Source organism: Aureibacter tunicatorum (assembly GCF_036492635.1).
Taxonomy (GTDB): Bacteria; Bacteroidota; Bacteroidia; order Cytophagales; family Cyclobacteriaceae; genus Aureibacter; species Aureibacter tunicatorum.
This window is the reverse complement of sequence record NZ_AP025307.1, coordinates 155,016-177,342: the sequence shown is the minus strand read 5'-3', so window position 1 is coordinate 177,342 and position 22,327 is coordinate 155,016. Positions and strand designations below refer to the sequence as shown.

The following is a 22,327-nucleotide window of genomic DNA, read 5'->3' as shown; positions in this document are numbered from 1 at the left end:
TTCTTGCTTCTCTGCTCTATTGATGACTTTGAGGTTGTTTACTTTCTTTCTTCTTACTTTCTCCATTGATGAGAAAGTAAGCAAAGAATCTAGGCAGTGAGAACTTCACTAAAATCTCTTCTTGTTCTCTAAAATTTTCAAACTCGCTTCGCTCAGACAGTGAAAATTTCTTAACGATAACAAGCTGAGATTTCTTAACGCTCACTTCTCAAGTGCCGTCTCTTCGGTTCAGCTTTACTTGTCTTCTATTATCTGTTATGATGGTTAATCGCTTTTAGGGGGTCTTGCATTTTCTTTGGGTCGGGGGTCGCTACTTGTAAGTTGTTGTTATTCTGTAGGTTGACTGACCCATTCAGTGACCCAAGGGTTTGGGTATCTAGAGTTTATTCAGTTGTTTATATAAGTTACCTTTGATTTTATCTTTGACAAGTTCCATATTATCCCAGTAGGATATTTTATATCGATAGGTGTTTCTTATGCCTATGTTGCTTTTGGTGATGTATTCGAGTTCCATCAGGTTGATAAAATGGCGCTGCATCTGGCTTTTGCTGATTCTAAACTTTTGACGTATTTCACGCTGTTCGAACTCGTAGTCTTTGCCTTTATTCAGGACGTATTCCTTGAGTTTCTCGTAGAAGTCACGGAGGCTTCCGTCAAGCTCATCGACTTTTAATATGATGCTGTCGAACATGATTTCGATAGCGGTCTGAAGGTCTTCTTTGGCTGTCAGTAATCTGCCTTGGTCGTCTTTCTGGCGCTGGTATTGATTGAGCAGTGTGATCTGACGTACATAGCTTTGGAACAGATCGTTGAGTCTTCTGATCTTGTGGGCTTCTCTTGGCAGTTCTATCTGGTTGGCGAAGCGGTTTACTACGTCATAAGGCTTCAAAAGTCGCATGCAGTGGCGAAGGAAGACTCTGATTTCCTGCTCTTTTTGACGGTTAATGATGCCTGCTGATTTGTTGTTTTGATATTGGATGATTCGTAATGTTTGTTCATGGCTTTCATCGACGGCGACGATGAAGCAACGGCTCATGTTGTCTTCGTAGATTTCGCCTCTGGTGGTGGCTGAGAGTGATGCTATCGGGCCGTAAACGGTCTTGACAAAGCCTGTGATTTCTCCTGTGCGTTCATTTTTGCCACTGGTACTGCTGGATATCATGCCTTTGGATTGTAGTTCTCTGAATGCAAGCTCTGCTTTTTCTTCCAAGCCGTCGTAATCCTCGATGCCGATGAGCTTGTTTTTGAGTTCGTTCTGGCCATAATTGTACAGACTGCTTTCAGTAACTCTGGTCAGGCTGATCATGTCTTCTTCGGGCATGAAGTCCATTATTGTAGCCAACAGGTGTGTCTTGCCACTTCCGGAGCTTCCTTGGATGAGGGCATGCAAAGTCTCAGGCATCTTGTAGCTGGAAGCGATGCCGAAGAGAAAGAGACGGTTGTTTTCTTCTCCCACGACTCCGCTTTTGCCGATAAGTTCATTGATTCTTTGCATCAGGTTGGGCTTGCTGAGGAAGTCCATGCAGGCGGATCTGGTGTTGCTTGGGATGTCTACGGGTTTGTTTTCCTGCTGGTCTTCAGGGTTTTGGCTTTCTCGGTATTCATCAAGCAGATCTACTAATTGGCTCAAGTCGCTTTCGATGAGGTCGGGACGCAAATGGAGCTTCTCGCCTGCTTCACGGCTGACTTTTTCGGTTTGCTTGTCTTCGTATAGGTCGAGCTTGCTGCGGCTTTTTTTGGTGGTTCCGGGGTTTTCGATGACCAAGGTGACCTTGAGGCTATCGAGGTCTGTGCGGAGGCCTCCTTTGATGGAGTAGATGGCGGTGGGGGTGGTGAAGAGCAAGCTGTGTGGGTTGTCTACTTGGAGAGATGGGATGGATACTTCTGAGCTATCTGATGCGGGGCGCACAAGATCTTGTGCGCTTACGATGGAGATATCATCGGGCATGGCGGATATATCTGGCATATCGATATCGGATCTGCCATCAGATATAGATGGATGATCGGATGCAGGGTGCACAATATCTTGTGCGCTTACATCGGGCAAGGCAAGCCTGGCCCGTGGGATGCGGGCATCGAGCAGATGGGTGAAGATCGCAGTGTCGTCGTGGCTGATGAGGAGGCTGTTGATGTCTTCGTCGTCAGGGGTGTCCACGGATGATATTTTTGTGTTGGGTAGCAGGTTTGTGAGTTCTTGGCTGTATTTTTCAGTGGCTTTTTTGCCGGCTTGGTCGCCGTCGAGGAAGAGGATGATTTCTTCGAGGGACGACAAGTTTTTGAGTGCTGTTTTGTGTTCTTCCGTCATGCCGTTGGTGCCGTAGAGTGCCAGCAGGCTGTATTTTGCTGTGATCTCGGGGAGCTGGAGCAGGCTGGCGGTGTCGATGATGGATTCGCAGAGGATGATCTTTTTGGTGTCTGCGGATGGGTAGCAGGGATAGAGGCCTTGGCGGTTTTTTAGATAAAAATGCTTGGGGGATGATGAGGGCATCGCAGGGCTCTTGACACTTTGGGATGTAGCCGATACAGGGCGCACAAGATCTTGTGCGCTTACGACAGGATCTGCGTATCTGAAGTAGAGGGAGATGATGTTGCCTTGGTGGTCTTTGAGGGGGAAGCAGAGGCTGTTTTTGGCGAAGATGCTGTAGGCTTTGCCGCCTTTGGAGGAGGTGAGGTTTTTGTCGATGAGAAGGCCGAGCTCCAGGTATTTTTGGATCAAGGATTCATCTTTGCGCTTGCCGTGGTGGAACTGCCCGGAGTTGTAGCCGATTTCGAGCATGTCTTTGTCTAGGCCTCTGTGGGACAGGTATTCTTTGGCGGTCTTGCTGCTTTGCAGGCCGTTGCGGAAGTAGAGAAAAGTGCGTGCTAGGATGCTTTCTCTGGTGTGGGCTGGTTTGGTGATTTCTCCTTGGATCATGGATTTGGCTTTGAGGATGGCTTCGTGCTTGCTGATATTTTCCTTGTGCATGATGAAGTCGATGACATCAAGGCTCTTTCCGTGGGTGGCACAGTTAGCACTGAAGCAATAGGCGGTCTGGGTCTTGTAGTAGACCTGCATGCTGGGCGTGCGGTCTTCATGAAAGGGACAGCTGAGCCTGTGCGACTTGTCGGGATGTAGGCCATAGTGGTCAAGCACCTGTGCCAGCGGAAGACGGGATTTGATGTCGGAGATTTGCATTAAAATTTATTTTAACTGTGCATATATGCTACAAATTTACACTTTAGTGAATTTCAAGCAAACACTTTATGATTTTTTTAAACACTATAAGCGTAGTATATTTGAAAAATCAGCGATTAACCGCTCTTTTTGTAGCATAAAGTATCTAAAAATGGTTTCATTCGGTAAAAAATTAAGAGAATGCAGAGAACTGAAAAGCTTCTCTCAGTCGGGATTAGCTAGAGAAATAAATGTTCATCATTCTATTATTGGAAGATATGAACGTGATGAAGCCAAACCAACCATTGATATTTTAAAAAAATTGGCTTTTGCCTTAGGAACTACTGCTGGATATTTACTTGGAGAGACAGAGGATTCGGAACTGTTTAAAGATCCAAAGATGCTGGAAAGACTTAAAGAACTCAGTCACCTTCCTCAGCAAGATAAAGAATGTATTCTTTATACTTTAGACGGATTACTACAAAATGTAAAAGCAAGGCAGGCTTTTGGGAAATAAAAAAATCCATCCCAGTCGATAATCGACCAAGATGGATTTTTGTGTATTTGCTAGCATTAGGTGCAAGTTACAAACTTGCACCAGATGGGTTGTGTTTCTAATAACATGGATTTTCATTTTTTATTATTTTAATCGAATCTATTTCAATAGATTGAATAATGTATTTTTCCCAAATATTATTATTTAATTCAGATACTCTTTTAAATGTTACTTCATCTTTTTTCTCATCTAAATCTATAAAATCATTAAATTCCACTCCCTTATTAGTAATACTAAATAATTTAAAATCATTATTAATAAATGAGTATATATTTACAAATTCAGATTCAAATATATTTTTTGATGTTTTTTTATTTGAATTATTCCAAACGTATGCTACTGCAAATTCAATAAATATATCACCATTTGAGTTATATCTTTTCAATATAAACAGACATAAAGCTTCAATCCTGTTATAATTATATTTAAAGAATCTATTATAGTATGATTGATAAATATAAAGATTATTTTTTTCTATACTAAAAGGAGAACATTGATTGAGAGTATATCCAAACAACATATTAGGATCATAATTAATATCATTTGTCTCAATTATAATTTTATAAATTTTTTTAATATTATTTTTAGCATAAATATTTAAATTCATAAATACTAAAACAAAAATCAAAATTTTTTTTATCATAAAATAAGTTTGAATATACAATACTACACATTAAACAATCTATTCATCACTTGTAGTGTTAAATAAATTAAAAGATTTATATAGTTTTTTCTTAAAATCAGTGATTTTATCTATTTCATGATTTATACTCCCAACTGGACTATCATAAATTATGAACTTCTTTTTAGGAGAATAGCCACCTAGTAAACTACTTTCAGAATATCCACCATTTGAGTAGTGTTGAGAATAAGCATAAAAATTATGTCCCCATGCATGATCTCCTACTCCATCCTCTGCATACCCTGATGGATTATGTCGAACTCCCAATCTTCTTTGTAAGTGTAGATAAACTTCGTGATAAAATGTTTTTAAAAAATCACCCTCATTAGATATCCTTTGCTCATTAAGATTAACATTATAAATCTTTAAATTTGAATTTTCATTAAATTGATTGACTAACTCCTCAGCTGTTACTCCCATACGCTTAAAGACCTCCTCAAATCTATCAATCTCTAAGATTTTTTCTAAAACTTCTGGTTTACTGATATTTTCCTGTATCCAGGTTGTTTCTTCCTCTTTAGAGTTAAAATGACTTTTAAATCTATAGATTGCACGAGCGATAGACTCTACATCAATTGTTGATCCATTTTCTTTAGTATATGTCAACTCTGAATTAACTGTAAAGTATATTTTAATATTTGCAGCCTTTTCAGGATCTGAAATATTATCCATTATCATTTTTAACTTATCACTTGCAATAATGGATAATTCTACATCATCTTTATAACCTGAAAATGAATTAGTATATATTAATTCTTCAAGGCCATCAAGATCAATAGCCCAAATTGGCTTATTCCCCGCAAACTGATAAGGCGTATACCAAGGATAACTCTTAGTCAACGGATCAACACTCAAAAACTTGGCGATGGTAGGGTTGTAAATTCTGAAACCATAGTCATAATTCGTCTGGCTACCCCACTCACCGTCTTGGTCTTTCTCCTTGCCGTTAAATCCATACCCATAATTCTCCTCAAAGGTCGGAGAGCCTCCTTGTGAGGGTCTCTTCAGGAAGCCCTTTTGGCGTTCCCTTGCTTCTAATTTAGGGGATTTTGGGATTTATTTGTGCATTTTACTGTCTGTTTTTCTTTTATTCACTGTATTGTTGATTTTCAATGGTGTTCATGAGCTGACAAAGTCAGGTTCAATTGAAAGAAAAAAGAGGGCTTATCCATGGACTACCTATGGAGTATCTACGGAGTACTGCCGTCTGGTCGCCCTCACTCCAGGGCGAAGGAACATCGTTCAGGGCTGGGCTGGCAAAGGGCTGTGAAGTATCGTGAACGGAAGGGCCTGTAAGGAGCAGGAAGGCGTATAAAAAAAGCATGACCGAAGAGGAAAAGAGTAAAAGGAGAAGTATTTTAATATTCGAGGGGTAAAAATGAAAGGTTCGGAGCGAAGTATGAACGTAGATACCTTTCACTTTTTATGCCTCGTCCCCTCCTACTTCTCCTTTTTTCTTTCCTCGGTGTTGCTTGGCAGTTGGTTGGCTAGAGCTGTGTTTCAGGGAGCTAAGTTTTAATATAAGACGAGGGTCTTATATGGGTACTTTTATTTTGAAGCTGTTAAGTTCTGTACGTTATGTTTTTCATTTCCGCTGGATTAAAGTCTTGTTGTTGAAGCGGCTACGAGTTGTGGCGAAGCTACCTGCGCGCCCCAGCGGCAGTCATGGACAGGGAATGTGAAGGATGAGCATGGTGGACATGATACTGACGCTGGGCAAAGGGCGCGCCCAAACTATCGAAGGCGATGGACTGCTGGTGACTGCCAGAAGTGAAGGGAGGGACGACCAAAACGGAAGGTAGTGGCCAAGCAGGACAAAGTAGCCTGAGGTGAGGATGAGGAAGGAGTGCAAGCTTCGTGACAGACTGCGAAGCACCGACGAAGGAGGCGAACAGTTGTTTTTTTCTTCAATTGAAAAAATAAATAATAGGAAAAAAGGGCTGTGAGGTCTGGCGGGAAGCTTTGCCGACTGATGAAGACGAACGCCTTATAACCCTGTTTCAAGTGAGCAGTGAGGATTCTACGAGGCAGTGCCGTTTCCTTGTTGGCTAATTGCTAGCCCAATGGATGTTTCTTGAGGATCTCTTCTTTGAGCTTGTCGGTTTGGCTGTGTTTGTACCTTTCGGTGGTGCTGGGGTACTTGTGGCCTGCGAAGGTCTGGACATGGCGGATGTCTTTGCCGTCTTTGAGAAGGTTGGCGATGACGCTCTGGCGGATGGTCTTGGGATTGAGGGTACGGTCAGGGAAGAGTGGCCGCATGGTTTCGATGAGGTAGCCGATGCCTTCGCCGTTTTCTTCTTTGCCGAGCTTGCTGATGATGAGGGCTTGGCTGTCGTCTTTGGTCAGTTGCGGGCGGTCCTGCTGGATGTAGTTCATGAGCCAGAAGACTTGTTCGGGTCTGAGCCTGAGGGTTCTGGCGTTGGATTTGGGAGTGGAACGGATGTCGATGGTGCCTTTTTCGAGGTTGATATCCTGAAGCTGGAGACTTCGGATATCGCCGTTGGTGAGTGCCTGCCAGATGAGGAAGCTGATGATGATCTTGTTGCGGTTGCGGAGAAGGACGTAGCGCTCTTCTCTGTCAAGGAGAAGGGCGAGTTCTTCGGTGTTAAAGAGTTCCTGCATCTGGATATCTCGGCTCTTGTTGTCCCTGAGCTTGACGGACTTTGCCGGATGGTCTTTTCTGACGCCCTGATGGATGAGCCAGTCGTAATATTTTTTCAGGGCAAAAAGTGCCACTTTGGGGTCTTTGTCTTCATTGCGGAGGCTTCCGATGTACTGCATGACTTGTTGATAGTCCGCGTCTTCGGGAGTGGTGCTTTTATTTTCAAATGAAAGAAAAAAGAGATTGATTTCACGAAGGTAGCGCTTGGCAGTGCCTTGGGTGTGATGCTGTCGGAGGTAGTTTTCTAGTTCCATGTGTCGAGTTGTTGTTGGGAGATCTGAGTGTATATCTGTGTGGTATCCAGATGTTTGTGTCCGAGGAAGTTGCGGACGTATTCAGCGGAGAGGCCGTTTTCAAGCAGATGGCTGGCGATGCTGTGCCTGAGATGATGGAGGCTGATCTTCTTCCGGATGCCTGCCCTGTCGAGGATTTTGTGAAGCATTCTGTTCATGGAGACGCCTGACATGCGCTGTCCTCTGCTGTTGCAGAAGAAGGCATTGGTGCCTTTGGGGATACGGCTGTAAAGGCTGTAACGCTCAAGGTCTTCGGTGACTTTGTCGCTCATGGGAACGGCTCTCCAGCGTCCGTTTTTGCCGGATCTGACGTAGAGCATTTGCTTGACGAAGTGCAGGTCTCTGAGGTCGAGGGCTTCGCCTTCGGATCTTCTGAGTCCGCATCCGTAGAAAACGCTGAGCAAAGCTCTTTCCTGTAGGCTGTGGCAGTAGTTGTAGAGTTGTTTGACTTCCTGCTGTGTGAGGATTTCTTTTTTGCTCTGCTGGGGACTTGGGAAGTGCAGTCCGCTGATGGGGTTGCTGTTGAGTTCTCCTGAGTCTATTTTCCATTGAAAAAATAAGCGCATGGCGTATATGTGGTGCTGGATGTAGCTGTCGCTGAGGCCTCCGAAACGTTTCTTGTTGGGGCGTTCTTGTAGGTGGTTATGGAAGCTTTGGATGTCTTCGGGATTGATGTCATGGATTTTCTTTTGGGTGAAGCTGAGGAAGGCGTTGATGCAGGCTGGGAGCATGCGGAGGGTGCTTTTGCTGTAGCCGAGGTTGGTGAGGTGGGTTTGGAAGTATAGGGATTGGAGGTTCATAATGGATGTTTTAGTAGTTCTTTTCTTGCTTCTCTGCTCTATTGATGACTTTGAGGTTGTTTACTTTCTTTCTTCTTACTTTCTCCATTGATGAGAAAGTAAGCAAAGAATCTAGGCAGTGAGAACTTCACTAAAATCTCTTCTTGTTCTCTAAAATTTTCAAACTCGCTTCGCTCAGACAGTGAAAATTTCTTAACGATAACAAGCTGAGATTTCTTAACGCTCACTTCTCAAGTGCCGTCTCTTCGGTTCAGCTTTACTTGTCTTCTATTATCTGTTATGATGGTTAATCGCTTTTAGGGGGTCTTGCATTTTCTTTGGGTCGGGGGTCGCTACTTGTAAGTTGTTGTTATTCTGTAGGTTGACTGACCCATTCAGTGACCCAAGGGTTTGGGTATCTAGAGTTTATTCAGTTGTTTATATAAGTTACCTTTGATTTTATCTTTGACAAGTTCCATATTATCCCAGTAGGATATTTTATATCGATAGGTGTTTCTTATGCCTATGTTGCTTTTGGTGATGTATTCGAGTTCCATCAGGTTGATAAAATGGCGCTGCATCTGGCTTTTGCTGATTCTAAACTTTTGACGTATTTCACGCTGTTCGAACTCGTAGTCTTTGCCTTTATTCAGGACGTATTCCTTGAGTTTCTCGTAGAAGTCACGGAGGCTTCCGTCAAGCTCATCGACTTTTAATATGATGCTGTCGAACATGATTTCGATAGCGGTCTGAAGGTCTTCTTTGGCTGTCAGTAATCTGCCTTGGTCGTCTTTCTGGCGCTGGTATTGATTGAGCAGTGTGATCTGACGTACATAGCTTTGGAACAGATCGTTGAGTCTTCTGATCTTGTGGGCTTCTCTTGGCAGTTCTATCTGGTTGGCGAAGCGGTTTACTACGTCATAAGGCTTCAAAAGTCGCATGCAGTGGCGAAGGAAGACTCTGATTTCCTGCTCTTTTTGACGGTTAATGATGCCTGCTGATTTGTTGTTTTGATATTGGATGATTCGTAATGTTTGTTCATGGCTTTCATCGACGGCGACGATGAAGCAACGGCTCATGTTGTCTTCGTAGATTTCGCCTCTGGTGGTGGCTGAGAGTGATGCTATCGGGCCGTAAACGGTCTTGACAAAGCCTGTGATTTCTCCTGTGCGTTCATTTTTGCCACTGGTACTGCTGGATATCATGCCTTTGGATTGTAGTTCTCTGAATGCAAGCTCTGCTTTTTCTTCCAAGCCGTCGTAATCCTCGATGCCGATGAGCTTGTTTTTGAGTTCGTTCTGGCCATAATTGTACAGACTGCTTTCAGTAACTCTGGTCAGGCTGATCATGTCTTCTTCGGGCATGAAGTCCATTATTGTAGCCAACAGGTGTGTCTTGCCACTTCCGGAGCTTCCTTGGATGAGGGCATGCAAAGTCTCAGGCATCTTGTAGCTGGAAGCGATGCCGAAGAGAAAGAGACGGTTGTTTTCTTCTCCCACGACTCCGCTTTTGCCGATAAGTTCATTGATTCTTTGCATCAGGTTGGGCTTGCTGAGGAAGTCCATGCAGGCGGATCTGGTGTTGCTTGGGATGTCTACGGGTTTGTTTTCCTGCTGGTCTTCAGGGTTTTGGCTTTCTCGGTATTCATCAAGCAGATCTACTAATTGGCTCAAGTCGCTTTCGATGAGGTCGGGACGCAAATGGAGCTTCTCGCCTGCTTCACGGCTGACTTTTTCGGTTTGCTTGTCTTCGTATAGGTCGAGCTTGCTGCGGCTTTTTTTGGTGGTTCCGGGGTTTTCGATGACCAAGGTGACCTTGAGGCTATCGAGGTCTGTGCGGAGGCCTCCTTTGATGGAGTAGATGGCGGTGGGGGTGGTGAAGAGCAAGCTGTGTGGGTTGTCTACTTGGAGAGATGGGATGGATACTTCTGAGCTATCTGATGCGGGGCGCACAAGATCTTGTGCGCTTACGATGGAGATATCATCGGGCATGGCGGATATATCTGGCATATCGATATCGGATCTGCCATCAGATATAGATGGATGATCGGATGCAGGGTGCACAATATCTTGTGCGCTTACATCGGGCAAGGCAAGCCTGGCCCGTGGGATGCGGGCATCGAGCAGATGGGTGAAGATCGCAGTGTCGTCGTGGCTGATGAGGAGGCTGTTGATGTCTTCGTCGTCAGGGGTGTCCACGGATGATATTTTTGTGTTGGGTAGCAGGTTTGTGAGTTCTTGGCTGTATTTTTCAGTGGCTTTTTTGCCGGCTTGGTCGCCGTCGAGGAAGAGGATGATTTCTTCGAGGGACGACAAGTTTTTGAGTGCTGTTTTGTGTTCTTCCGTCATGCCGTTGGTGCCGTAGAGTGCCAGCAGGCTGTATTTTGCTGTGATCTCGGGGAGCTGGAGCAGGCTGGCGGTGTCGATGATGGATTCGCAGAGGATGATCTTTTTGGTGTCTGCGGATGGGTAGCAGGGATAGAGGCCTTGGCGGTTTTTTAGATAAAAATGCTTGGGGGATGATGAGGGCATCGCAGGGCTCTTGACACTTTGGGATGTAGCCGATACAGGGCGCACAAGATCTTGTGCGCTTACGACAGGATCTGCGTATCTGAAGTAGAGGGAGATGATGTTGCCTTGGTGGTCTTTGAGGGGGAAGCAGAGGCTGTTTTTGGCGAAGATGCTGTAGGCTTTGCCGCCTTTGGAGGAGGTGAGGTTTTTGTCGATGAGAAGGCCGAGCTCCAGGTATTTTTGGATCAAGGATTCATCTTTGCGCTTGCCGTGGTGGAACTGCCCGGAGTTGTAGCCGATTTCGAGCATGTCTTTGTCTAGGCCTCTGTGGGACAGGTATTCTTTGGCGGTCTTGCTGCTTTGCAGGCCGTTGCGGAAGTAGAGAAAAGTGCGTGCTAGGATGCTTTCTCTGGTGTGGGCTGGTTTGGTGATTTCTCCTTGGATCATGGATTTGGCTTTGAGGATGGCTTCGTGCTTGCTGATATTTTCCTTGTGCATGATGAAGTCGATGACATCAAGGCTCTTTCCGTGGGTGGCACAGTTAGCACTGAAGCAATAGGCGGTCTGGGTCTTGTAGTAGACCTGCATGCTGGGCGTGCGGTCTTCATGAAAGGGACAGCTGAGCCTGTGCGACTTGTCGGGATGTAGGCCATAGTGGTCAAGCACCTGTGCCAGCGGAAGACGGGATTTGATGTCGGAGATTTGCATTAAAATTTATTTTAACTGTGCATATATGCTACAAATTTACACTTTAGTGAATTTCAAGCAAACACTTTATGATTTTTTTAAACACTATAAGCGTAGTATATTTGAAAAATCAGCGATTAACCGCTCTTTTTGTAGCATAAAGTATCTAAAAATGGTTTCATTCGGTAAAAAATTAAGAGAATGCAGAGAACTGAAAAGCTTCTCTCAGTCGGGATTAGCTAGAGAAATAAATGTTCATCATTCTATTATTGGAAGATATGAACGTGATGAAGCCAAACCAACCATTGATATTTTAAAAAAATTGGCTTTTGCCTTAGGAACTACTGCTGGATATTTACTTGGAGAGACAGAGGATTCGGAACTGTTTAAAGATCCAAAGATGCTGGAAAGACTTAAAGAACTCAGTCACCTTCCTCAGCAAGATAAAGAATGTATTCTTTATACTTTAGACGGATTACTACAAAATGTAAAAGCAAGGCAGGCTTTTGGGAAATAAAAAAATCCATCCCAGTCGATAATCGACCAAGATGGATTTTTGTGTATTTGCTAGCATTAGGTGCAAGTTACAAACTTGCACCAGATGGGTTGTGTTTCTAATAACATGGATTTTCATTTTTTATTATTTTAATCGAATCTATTTCAATAGATTGAATAATGTATTTTTCCCAAATATTATTATTTAATTCAGATACTCTTTTAAATGTTACTTCATCTTTTTTCTCATCTAAATCTATAAAATCATTAAATTCCACTCCCTTATTAGTAATACTAAATAATTTAAAATCATTATTAATAAATGAGTATATATTTACAAATTCAGATTCAAATATATTTTTTGATGTTTTTTTATTTGAATTATTCCAAACGTATGCTACTGCAAATTCAATAAATATATCACCATTTGAGTTATATCTTTTCAATATAAACAGACATAAAGCTTCAATCCTGTTATAATTATATTTAAAGAATCTATTATAGTATGATTGATAAATATAAAGATTATTTTTTTCTATACTAAAAGGAGAACATTGATTGAGAGTATATCCAAACAACATATTAGGATCATAATTAATATCATTTGTCTCAATTATAATTTTATAAATTTTTTTAATATTATTTTTAGCATAAATATTTAAATTCATAAATACTAAAACAAAAATCAAAATTTTTTTTATCATAAAATAAGTTTGAATATACAATACTACACATTAAACAATCTATTCATCACTTGTAGTGTTAAATAAATTAAAAGATTTATATAGTTTTTTCTTAAAATCAGTGATTTTATCTATTTCATGATTTATACTCCCAACTGGACTATCATAAATTATGAACTTCTTTTTAGGAGAATAGCCACCTAGTAAACTACTTTCAGAATATCCACCATTTGAGTAGTGTTGAGAATAAGCATAAAAATTATGTCCCCATGCATGATCTCCTACTCCATCCTCTGCATACCCTGATGGATTATGTCGAACTCCCAATCTTCTTTGTAAGTGTAGATAAACTTCGTGATAAAATGTTTTTAAAAAATCACCCTCATTAGATATCCTTTGCTCATTAAGATTAACATTATAAATCTTTAAATTTGAATTTTCATTAAATTGATTGACTAACTCCTCAGCTGTTACTCCCATACGCTTAAAGACCTCCTCAAATCTATCAATCTCTAAGATTTTTTCTAAAACTTCTGGTTTACTGATATTTTCCTGTATCCAGGTTGTTTCTTCCTCTTTAGAGTTAAAATGACTTTTAAATCTATAGATTGCACGAGCGATAGACTCTACATCAATTGTTGATCCATTTTCTTTAGTATATGTCAACTCTGAATTAACTGTAAAGTATATTTTAATATTTGCAGCCTTTTCAGGATCTGAAATATTATCCATTATCATTTTTAACTTATCACTTGCAATAATGGATAATTCTACATCATCTTTATAACCTGAAAATGAATTAGTATATATTAATTCTTCAAGGCCATCAAGATCAATAGCCCAAATTGGCTTATTCCCCGCAAACTGATAAGGCGTATACCAAGGATAACTCTTAGTCAACGGATCAACACTCAAAAACTTGGCGATGGTAGGGTTGTAAATTCTGAAACCATAGTCATAATTCGTCTGGCTACCCCACTCACCGTCTTGGTCTTTCTCCTTGCCGTTAAATCCATAACGATAGCCTTTTGCTCCCGTCATTCTTCCGATCATTTGCAGACCGAAAGGGTAATAATCAGAAGTGCTGAGCACTTCAGGGTGATAATTCACCTTGCCTTCCGCGTCGGGCTCCAGCTTCACTTTGTCGCTCACAACCGCCAGCACATTGCCCAGGTGATTACTCAACTCATAGCTGCGGCTTCCAAACTTACGCTGCCCTATATCGGCGGTATTGTCATACTGCCCTAGTCTGGACGAACCGTACAAGTCATGCTTGAAAGCGCGATCCTTAAGCGTAAATCCTCCTCTTCTAGGCCCACTGCCTGGAATCGAAGAAGTACTCACAGGCCCAGGTACTCCAGGGCCAGGCCCTGTATGCGTGTAATAACCCCACTCGACCACATGGGTCTCATAAGTTCCCATCACATTGCCTGACGCATCCCTAATATACGTAGTTTTTTGAATTTCTTCAATATCAATGACATATGGATTTGTCTGAGGCTCGCTGATATTGTTCTCGATGATCACCGGATCATTAGACCTAATGCTTTTGACCGAGCTTTTTTCAACTCTATTTCCTGTCGCATCATATCTGAATCGAATGAGCATCGCATCTATGCCTTCTCTTTTGATGCTGTCCACTTTGCCCTGCACATTCCAATAAATCTTGATCCCATCTTCTTTGTCCTCTATCAGGTTGCCAATCTCGTCATACACATACCTGACGAATTGAGGATCCTCAGTCACTTCTTCCGGCACTGTCTCGATGGTAGTATTGAACTCTCCCGTGCCATCGCTGTAAAATCCATGATCAAGAATAATTTCTTCCGCGGCTTTTGCATTGTACTGGCCGCTCCCTGTTAGGTACGTTTTATATATCGCGCGCTTGTACAAGTCCTCATCATTGCCAAAAGAATAAACCGTCTGCTCTTGATAGTTCTGATCCAATTGTCCTTGAGGAGTTTGCAATGCCAGCAATTTATTGGTCTTGCCATTTCGTTCGTCATATTGATAAGCGAAATCTTCCTGCAAAGCGCCATTGTTATCATATCGCTTAAGCGTCAACAGGTTGCCATTAGCGTCATAGGTATAATCCGTATCATAGGCGGACGGCACAGTACCCTTGGCTCTTTCCGATACTTGCAAAGGAGTAGGATAACTTGGCGCGACGATATCAGTCAGCGCTCTGGAAGCGACAATTCTATTGAGCTGATCATACCTGTACACCATAGCGTTCACGCCTTTCAGCCTCTCTCCCGCTTGATAGCCGACTTGAGGCAAATCGGTGACCATATATGCGATATTGCCATTGTACAATCCTTTGTATGTCTGGTTCTCCTCGCCATAGAGCGTGTTGGTATTGTGCCACATGTTCATCTCATTATGGCTGTTAGGAGAATAAATCGGCTTGTAGTCCCCTTCAAAATAGCCCAATTGATAGGCGAAAGCATCTCTGGCCACATAAGAAGTTCCGGCGCCGTCGCCTCCTACCATATCATTCTCGCCTGGCGTATTGACGCCTTTCAGCCAGCCCTGAAGCGTGTAATAATAATCAAGTCCCTGCACTTTGTAATGCCCCAATTCCACTCTAGCCAGCGGTCCATGCGGATAGTATCTGTACGTAGCCTCTCTATTCCACAAATACATGTCCGTGGAAGTTTCCACATATTTCAATCGATTATCCGCATCATAATCATATCGATGCGCGAACTGGTCGGACTTTCCATATTGGTAAAACACGTAATTGACATTGCCGCTGACCAAATCATACACATAATCCAATCGCTTATAGCCCGCTCCCGGATTGTCATGCAGTATAGACTTCACATTGCCATGAATATCATAGCTGTAATAGGTGGACACAGGCATAAAGTCTTCGCTGTCTTGTCTGGCAATAACCCAAGACACTCTATTTCTCAAATTCTCCTGAACGAAGTCTTCTTCCGAAGGTATGTCCTCCGACGGACTGTCGTAATATGTCATGATATGGCTCAACTTGGCAATGGAGGCTCCGGGATAGGACATATCATTGACGACATCTTGAATTTGCACCGTTGGCGTATTTCCGAAAAACCCATCCAAGCATTCGCCCGATTCCACAACTCTACCCAGATCATCATATCTGGTATAAGACAATCTGTACTGTTCAGTCACGCCATCCTCTGCTATTACCGGCTCTCTTTGTTTCGCATTCTGAGAGAATCTCAATCGTCCGAGTCTATCATACCAAAACAAAGTCTCTCCTCCATCCGGACTATATTGCTTACTCAGTTGATTCAAGCTATTGTACACATAGCGAGTGGTCATCTCATGTCTCGGATTATCCGAAGAAGTCATGGAGCTTTTGTATTGCGCAAATCGAAGCGCGTCTTCTCCCGACAATGGATTCACTCCCTTAGGAGGAACGGTCATCACCAAATTGCCCGACTGATCATAATAGTACAATGTATAATGATAGTCCGCCAAGGAATAACTGTAAGTAAAATTCTCTTCGGCAGAAGCCAAACACTTCGTGTCGCTCAGCTCAGCAATTATGGTTTCAATGTAAGCCTCGTACTCCTGCTCAGCATCTTGAGCAGCTTTTTCTCTCGCTTTGTCCAAGCATACGTTTTTCCAGTCTTGGAAAGAAAACTCATAATTGAAAACTTCAAGTCCCGTAGTAGTCGATGATGAATACTTTTTGCAGTAAGATTTGCTTTCAGTTGTTACACTATATATAGGTCTTGTCTCAGTAGAAGTATTTACATAAAAAGTTTGAGTTAACTCCTCAGGACCACAAGGTAAAAATTGAACGAGTTCAATACTAACAGTAATATTGCCTTTAACCTCTTCTCTCCATTGGAAAGTATAACTCGAACCAGTATGAGTTCCTCCTTGAATATATTCACTTCCCTCTCTAACACTAATTCTACTTATTTGACAAGTTGAATTTGGTATATCTATTTCGCCAGCTGGTCTAATATTCATTTTAACCGTCTCAGTACCAGTCTGTATCCTAGATTTTAAATCAAAAGAAATATTATTTTCACAAGCCCACACAGGCTTTATCACAGTCACTTCTGACATGGCACAATTAAAGCCATATGATTGAAGAATTTGCTTCACCTCGCTCAGAGGGCCGCTTGTTGCTTCCCAGTCTTCTGTGTAAATATCACCCAAAATATTGCCTGGGAAACCGCTTTGCTTGTCAAAGGTTGCTTGATTTGAAAAATACTCCTTCAACAAATCCAGCACCCTAGCTTGATCAGCGCTTGATAGAGACTGCAAACTCTCGTTATAATCTCCGCAGGAGCTTAATATACTGACCATCGCCATATTGGCGTATTCGTCAGTTGGATAATTTGAAGGATCAGTCCAAGCATCATATTCTTCCTCTTGCATGATTTCCACCTCAGTCTGCGGCTTATTGCTCATATCTTGCAGCTCATATCTTTTCTTCAACTCAGGACAATTTAGAATCTCAGGAATCTCCAATTTAAGCTGGCGCTTCGCTTCCAAATAATAACCTCTTCCCATATTCCACTGAATAAGCTTGGTGTCTTCGCTGCTTTGCTCCCTGTATAACACATGATTGCCTGATCCGCTCTTTTCTCCATATTCATTGTATTTCAAAGACGTTGCCTGAGGATTCACAATATCATTCCAGCTGGCTCTGATATTCTGGCCACTAGCGTCAGTGCCAATATGCATATTGCCCAACAATTCCTTCATTCTGGTCTTCATGTTCGAAAACTCAAACTGAAAAAATGGATCATTGTCCACGATGCCGTTCAATGTTTTCAATGAGCTTGGCACATCATCCCAAGTAGCGTACATTGCCAGCCTCAAATCAAATACATCGCCTCCAGACACAGAAGCTTCATTATTTTCATAAAAATCTATGACGCATTCTTCTCCACTATACTTATAACTGGCCAATGAGATATCCGCCAATTTGGTGTCAAGCGTTTCTCCAGGATGGCTTTCTTCCCAACATTCTATTGTTGTGCAAGCGTCGCAAAGACTCTCGTCCACAATATTGGCTTTAGCGTCAGTTTCCGCTTTTTTCGCAATTGCTTCTGGCAATGCCACAGCTATTGCTTTTAGTTCCTCATAGCTTTTTTCCTTGGTTATTAGTCTTTTGCTAATTGTATATTCACCGATATCGTTAAGTATCACAGTGAAGCTCACTTTATCCCCTTCAATCAATGAATGTACAACATCGCAATTATCCGTGCTAAGTCCTTTGATAATGATATTTCTCTCTTCTCCCTCATCCGCACCAGTAAGGTTCATTTCTCTTTGCAAGGGATCAACCATGGATATTTCCAGATCATACTCGCAAGTATGACAATAATCCAATGCGCTTATGGTTGATGAGATAGAACTTAGCTCATACTCGAAGATATATTCAGAACTTGCTTTTTCGTTGAATATCTTATGACTGATGGTCGCTTGATCTTTCAACAAAATATTTTTATCATTCAAGCTCACAATCAAACGATTTTCCTCAGGATTATTACTCGGAAGTTTCTCTAAGTTGGCAGGTCCTGCGCCTGTCAAAGCGGTAGCCACCGTTCGACCCGATTGATCCAAATAAGTTAGACTTACTTGGCCATTGGGGTCCATCACCGCATTTTTTTTATAATGCAAAGAGTTTCCAACATTCAAACCAAACAAACGATACAACTCCACGGAAGTAGGTGTAGTATAGAAATAACGTGTATCATGGGCATCTTCGGGGTTATCCAACTCAAAACCAAATCGGAATTTGCTCCCCAACCCGGATTGCATAGTAGGTCTGCTATTGCCATCGTTCGTATACATTGTCTGCGCGTATGGATACTCTTCAGCGTCAGGAATCATCTTCTCAGGATCAATCCACCATTGGGTTCCTTGGCCTCTCAAGTCAATAATTTTAATGAAATCATTGTCAGGGGAATAATAACTGCTAGCGCCTGCTTTTTTGGAATCCATCGGAGTCTTTTTCTCCCCTCCATTATCATAATGAAATTTGTGAAAAGCGTCATTTTTCACAACATCAGACACATTGGGAGCCACTCCCTCGGCTGTTTTAAAAGCATTCACATCCCTATATTTAAGAGATGTACCCTGCATAGGAGCAGGCAATGGCGATATCGAAGCTCTACCTTCATAATCGTATAATGAGCTGGAAATCAAAGTCGTCTGGTCTGTATTGAGATTGGTAAGCGTTTGCCTATTTCTCAACAAACCGTCATAATATGATATCACCGACTTGGATTTTCCATTTTCGGCATAACTAGTCGATTTTTGCCAATTTTTATCATAAGAAATATTATTAATATTATCAATTTCCAAATTAGGAATTCCATTATTACTCACCAATACAATCTTCCATTGGCCATATTGGATTCCTCCTGAGGCATTTTCTCTATAAGCTCTTACTCTGCAATAAAAATCACCTTGAACATATTCACCCGCTCTCAACAAGTACTCATTATTGGACAAGTTCACTCTGATTGCCGATCGAAACAAGCTTTGATTATTAAATGGGTTCTCGTTATTGATATTCAATTGGTCCATGAACAGCCATTCGAATTGATACCCATCCGCGTCAAGAACATTATCCCATGTCATCAGATAGTCAATTTTGGAAACAAAGTGATTGCCATAAGTAGCTTCCTCTACAACTTCTTGTGGAAATACGTTGTAGATATCCAAACTGGAATAAAAATCCGTTTTTTTGCGATAAAGCATCGGTTGAACGGCAATTCGATGCTTTGCATCATCCAATTGGCTTTCATCCAGTATAGTTACCAAATAAGTATAATCGTCAAAGCATTGAACCAAAGTATCCATAAAGGCGACTTGCTCGAAGACTTGATCTTGCATATTCAATTGCATTTCCTCGCTCCATTGCTTTCCTGTTCTCAAACTTTCCACATCCAAACGTATTCGAACCGACCAATCCGTATCTGTGCGATAAGGACTTTTTGATCCAATACCCGGAGTAGACCATATATACCTAAAGTGAAAAGCCGGATAATATGTGCCTGTGACACAGCCAGAGCTTACAAAAAACAAGTTCTTGGGCTCCGTCAAATTTTGATCACTCAAATATGTGCCTGGAGAAAGCAAAGCTTCCTCTGACACAGATTTGCTTCCATCCCGAAGCACTCGATATGCCTCAGGCACCTGATCTTGTCCATTGGCCAGATATGAGTTCAAAACTATCAAGCCAATTAAGTGTAGTATCGTAAAGAATCTATTCATTTCGTTGTGCTTAGTATTGTTTGTTTGTCAAGCCTAGTCATGGCTATCATTTCGTTTTAACTCTGTATTGATTGTGCTCTTCAATAGTCATCACGCCTTTTTCAGTCTCTTTTTGCACTATTTTTAAGTTCAACTCATCATCATAATGATAATAGGTGGCGTAGTTGTTTTGGTCCAACACAGCCTTAAGCATATCCGTTTGCAAATCATACACATATGTCTGCATATTGCCTTGATAAGGATGAATTCTCAAGTCATCGTAATACACCTCGCCGGCAGCCACCAATCTGATCTTAAACATTTCGATACCATCAGGAGCTGTAAAGTCTCCTTCTATTTTTTGCCATCCATCGATGACATTGCCTTTTGGAGCAATGGCATAGGATCCGATTTGATTGTTCAGACGATCGTAAAACTCCATTTCTATACCCAATTCAGAGCTAATCTCATAACCTTGAACAGAATAACTATCCGCAACCCAGGCTGAAATCAGGTATTTTTTCCCCGGCGCGAGCTTTATTCTTCTTTGCTCCCAGAACACATCCACTCCATTGACAAGCATAAGGCTTCTTTCTCCAGTATGCGCATGCATCCTTGTCAAGCTTATTTCAGGACTCTCCGGCACCATTTTCTGTCCGTGCATTGCTATCACATTGTCAAAATAAGCCAGTGTGGGATTGTCCACAAATATGTAATATTTTGTCGCAGGGTCATCCTTAGCTGAAAAACAATGCATATCCGCGTAAAGAAGAACTGGAATGCCATTTTTAATACCAACCAAAACAACTCTGCTTTCAATTTCATTGATTTGCTCCTCTGTAATCTCCACCAAAATTGTTTGCTTATCATGAGCCACTACCTTAAACTCATGCCACTCGATTTGCTCTCTCCTCCCAAAATCAAAATTACCGCCATCATTTGGTTCCGCATATCTTCCACTGATCCAACTTTGATTGTCCGGAAAATTAACCTCGCCTGCCAATGCTTCCTCAAAGCCTGTGTAGCCCATTTCTTCCGACCTCATGTTTTGTCCAACTGCCAATGCTTTTTGACCAAAATAACCATACAATGCTCCACTGTATATGCCCAAAGCATTTACATTATCTGTTTCATAACCATATCCGTTGTATTTCAACATTTGATTGGCTCTTATCCAGCCGGGAACCATTTCCGGATCAAATGATTGCCAGTCGAACATATTCAATGAAAAAGTACCATCAGCGGAAATATCAGGACTCGCTTCATTTATTGGGCCTGTCGACTGTCTTTGCTCACCATGATTCTCATAAACATAAGCCGAAGATGTTCTCCAAACGCCACTAGCGCCTGACTCAAATTCATTCAAATGCGCCAAGCCTACGCCCATATCCAATGGCCAGCTATCTGAAAAGGTACTGGCTGATGCAGACAAAATCTTATCAGAAGAATATGTTTTTGCTTTTATGCTTACTTGTCTTACATCAGGAAAAATCCGATCTATATCTATTAGCTTTTCCTGAACAGTATATAAAACTTCTGAATAAAGTAGCTCACCGCATTCTGTCCAATATGGAATCTTTGCAACTACATTAAATTCATTTTGATCTTCAATGTCATAAATATGAGTAATAACTTCATTAACATCTCCAGTCGTACAATTCCCATCTCCAAAATCCCATATAATATCATTATACTCATAGTGATCTACAAAAAAATTCTTGGGAGTAAATTCAACTTCAGCGGAACAAAACCCATACACAGATTTTATCTCATAATCAAAAGAAAATTCAATTTTTCTTTCTTTATACCGTTCCCCTGATGCAGGGTTGTGAACAATTTCGAATTCTTGATCAGTTTCTGAAAAATCACACGCAAATTTATCAGATGAACTAAGTGTATAACTTATTTTACCCACATAATTATCATGTATTAAGAATTTATATTTACCATTAGTTATATCATGGGAAACCGTAATCATTGCATCAAAATTGTTAATTTGTATAGCATGGAGCTCACCTCTACACCAGTTATATTCATCAATAACAACTTCAACAGTACCATCAGTATTCCAATCAAATCTATAAGGCGTTTTCCCTGGAATTTTTACTTCATAATATTCTTCTGAAGGCGTTATTCCTGTATCGTAAAAACTATATGGATTACATTGATCATTATCCCTTACAAGAATATCCCCTGTAAAATACACTACATCTAATGTAAAAGATTGAGTTGTAAAACTACACATACCTGTCTCTGTTGAGACAACTGTTACCTGAACTTGTCCTGTAAAGTTTTCATAAAATTCAAATTCATATTTGCTTTCATAATCTCCGGAAGCATTTTGGATACCTTTAACATGTCTCCCCATCACATAAGGACCTGCAGGTGTAGGTGAAACACTAACACCATGCTCACTTGCTTCAGGACAATTATCTTCAATTGCATCCATTGAAAAAATATTACCTTCAATTTTTTCACCATTTACGATATAATAAGGTGTAACTACTTCAACTGGATCTTTATAATCACATGCAGTTACATTCATTAAGCCTTGTGATCTAAGTTGACAAGTAATAAAAGTCAAGCAAATAATCAGATATAATTCTCGCATGTT

At 41.5% G+C, this 22,327-nt stretch carries 13 protein-coding genes; 2 read left to right on the top strand and 11 right to left on the bottom strand.

All coding sequences use genetic code 11. The features are described from left to right. Positions 1-16: 16 nt before the first annotated feature. Together AABK36_RS23275 and AABK36_RS23270 are read right to left on the bottom strand one after the other, a co-directional pair. Complete coding sequence (locus AABK36_RS23275; RefSeq protein WP_309943474.1) at positions 17-205, bottom strand: hypothetical protein; 189 nt, start codon at positions 203-205, stop codon at positions 17-19. Between the two features lie 171 nt (positions 206-376). Further along, positions 377-3,175 carry a CHC2 zinc finger domain-containing protein gene (locus tag AABK36_RS23270; protein WP_338390348.1) on the bottom strand — a complete coding sequence of 933 codons (2,799 nt, stop codon included), beginning with the start codon at positions 3,173-3,175 and terminating at the stop codon, positions 377-379. 25 nt (positions 3,176-3,200) lie between these two features. On the opposite strand from AABK36_RS23270, the gene AABK36_RS23265 reads away from it, so the two are divergent. After that, positions 3,201-3,671 carry a helix-turn-helix domain-containing protein gene (locus AABK36_RS23265; protein WP_309943300.1) on the top strand — a complete coding sequence of 157 codons (471 nt, stop codon included), beginning with the start codon at positions 3,201-3,203 and terminating at the stop codon, positions 3,669-3,671. Between the two features lie 97 nt (positions 3,672-3,768). Here AABK36_RS23265 and AABK36_RS23260 read toward each other — a convergent pair whose 3' ends face one another. The 6 genes from AABK36_RS23260 to AABK36_RS23235 all read right to left on the bottom strand — a co-directional run bounded on the left by AABK36_RS23260 (position 3,769) and on the right by AABK36_RS23235 (position 11,344). Then, positions 3,769-4,353 carry a hypothetical protein gene (locus AABK36_RS23260; RefSeq protein WP_309943303.1) on the bottom strand — a complete coding sequence of 195 codons (585 nt, stop codon included), beginning with the start codon at positions 4,351-4,353 and terminating at the stop codon, positions 3,769-3,771. Positions 4,354-4,392: 39 nt separating this feature from the next. Further along, entirely contained in the window at positions 4,393-5,400 is a 1,008-nt protein-coding gene (locus tag AABK36_RS23255; RefSeq protein ID WP_338390360.1) for an RHS repeat domain-containing protein, read from the bottom strand. 1,047 nt (positions 5,401-6,447) lie between these two features. Then, the gene (locus AABK36_RS23250) at positions 6,448-7,308 is read right to left on the bottom strand and encodes a tyrosine-type recombinase/integrase (RefSeq protein ID WP_309943469.1); all 861 of its coding nucleotides are present in this window, start codon (positions 7,306-7,308) and stop codon (positions 6,448-6,450) included. Beyond that, complete coding sequence (locus AABK36_RS23245) at positions 7,299-8,147, bottom strand: tyrosine-type recombinase/integrase (RefSeq protein ID WP_309943471.1); 849 nt, start codon at positions 8,145-8,147, stop codon at positions 7,299-7,301. The genes AABK36_RS23250 and AABK36_RS23245 overlap by 10 nt, the downstream gene beginning before the upstream one ends. A gap of 38 nt (positions 8,148-8,185) precedes the next feature. Next, a complete protein-coding gene (locus tag AABK36_RS23240) occupies positions 8,186-8,374 on the bottom strand; it encodes a hypothetical protein (protein ID WP_309943474.1) in 189 nt (62 codons plus the stop codon). 171 nt (positions 8,375-8,545) lie between these two features. Then, positions 8,546-11,344, bottom strand: a complete 2,799-nt coding sequence (locus AABK36_RS23235; RefSeq protein ID WP_338390348.1) for a CHC2 zinc finger domain-containing protein — start codon at positions 11,342-11,344, stop codon at positions 8,546-8,548. 25 nt (positions 11,345-11,369) lie between these two features. On the opposite strand from AABK36_RS23235, the gene AABK36_RS23230 reads away from it, so the two are divergent. Beyond that, a complete protein-coding gene (locus AABK36_RS23230) occupies positions 11,370-11,840 on the top strand; it encodes a helix-turn-helix domain-containing protein (RefSeq protein ID WP_309943300.1) in 471 nt (156 codons plus the stop codon). 97 nt (positions 11,841-11,937) lie between these two features. Here the strand turns inward: AABK36_RS23230 and AABK36_RS23225 are convergent, their stop codons facing one another. From AABK36_RS23225 to AABK36_RS23215, 3 genes are read right to left on the bottom strand one after another with little or no spacing between them, the layout of a single operon-like run. Then, the gene (locus AABK36_RS23225) at positions 11,938-12,522 is read right to left on the bottom strand and encodes a hypothetical protein (protein WP_309943303.1); all 585 of its coding nucleotides are present in this window, start codon (positions 12,520-12,522) and stop codon (positions 11,938-11,940) included. 39 nt (positions 12,523-12,561) lie between these two features. Continuing rightward, entirely contained in the window at positions 12,562-19,734 is a 7,173-nt protein-coding gene (locus AABK36_RS23220) for an RHS repeat domain-containing protein (protein WP_309943305.1), read from the bottom strand. Between the two features lie 46 nt (positions 19,735-19,780). After that, complete coding sequence (locus tag AABK36_RS23215; RefSeq protein ID WP_309943308.1) at positions 19,781-22,324, bottom strand: carbohydrate binding domain-containing protein; 2,544 nt, start codon at positions 22,322-22,324, stop codon at positions 19,781-19,783. Positions 22,325-22,327 lie beyond the last annotated feature (3 nt).

What these genes read in the sequence shown, in the direction of transcription:
- AABK36_RS23230 (WP_309943300.1), top strand. Translation starts at nt 11,370, where the DNA reads ATGCTACAAATTTACACTTTAGTGAATTTCAAGCAAACACTTTATGAT.
- AABK36_RS23225 (WP_309943303.1), bottom strand. Translation starts at nt 12,522, where the DNA reads ATGATAAAAAAAATTTTGATTTTTGTTTTAGTATTTATGAATTTAAAT.
- AABK36_RS23250 (WP_309943469.1), bottom strand. Translation starts at nt 7,308, where the DNA reads ATGGAACTAGAAAACTACCTCCGACAGCATCACACCCAAGGCACTGCC.
- AABK36_RS23270 (WP_338390348.1), bottom strand. Translation starts at nt 3,175, where the DNA reads ATGCAAATCTCCGACATCAAATCCCGTCTTCCGCTGGCACAGGTGCTT.
- AABK36_RS23265 (WP_309943300.1), top strand. Translation starts at nt 3,201, where the DNA reads ATGCTACAAATTTACACTTTAGTGAATTTCAAGCAAACACTTTATGAT.
- AABK36_RS23215 (WP_309943308.1), bottom strand. Translation starts at nt 22,324, where the DNA reads ATGCGAGAATTATATCTGATTATTTGCTTGACTTTTATTACTTGTCAA.
- AABK36_RS23260 (WP_309943303.1), bottom strand. Translation starts at nt 4,353, where the DNA reads ATGATAAAAAAAATTTTGATTTTTGTTTTAGTATTTATGAATTTAAAT.
- AABK36_RS23245 (WP_309943471.1), bottom strand. Translation starts at nt 8,147, where the DNA reads ATGAACCTCCAATCCCTATACTTCCAAACCCACCTCACCAACCTCGGC.
- AABK36_RS23220 (WP_309943305.1), bottom strand. Translation starts at nt 19,734, where the DNA reads ATGAATAGATTCTTTACGATACTACACTTAATTGGCTTGATAGTTTTG.
- AABK36_RS23235 (WP_338390348.1), bottom strand. Translation starts at nt 11,344, where the DNA reads ATGCAAATCTCCGACATCAAATCCCGTCTTCCGCTGGCACAGGTGCTT.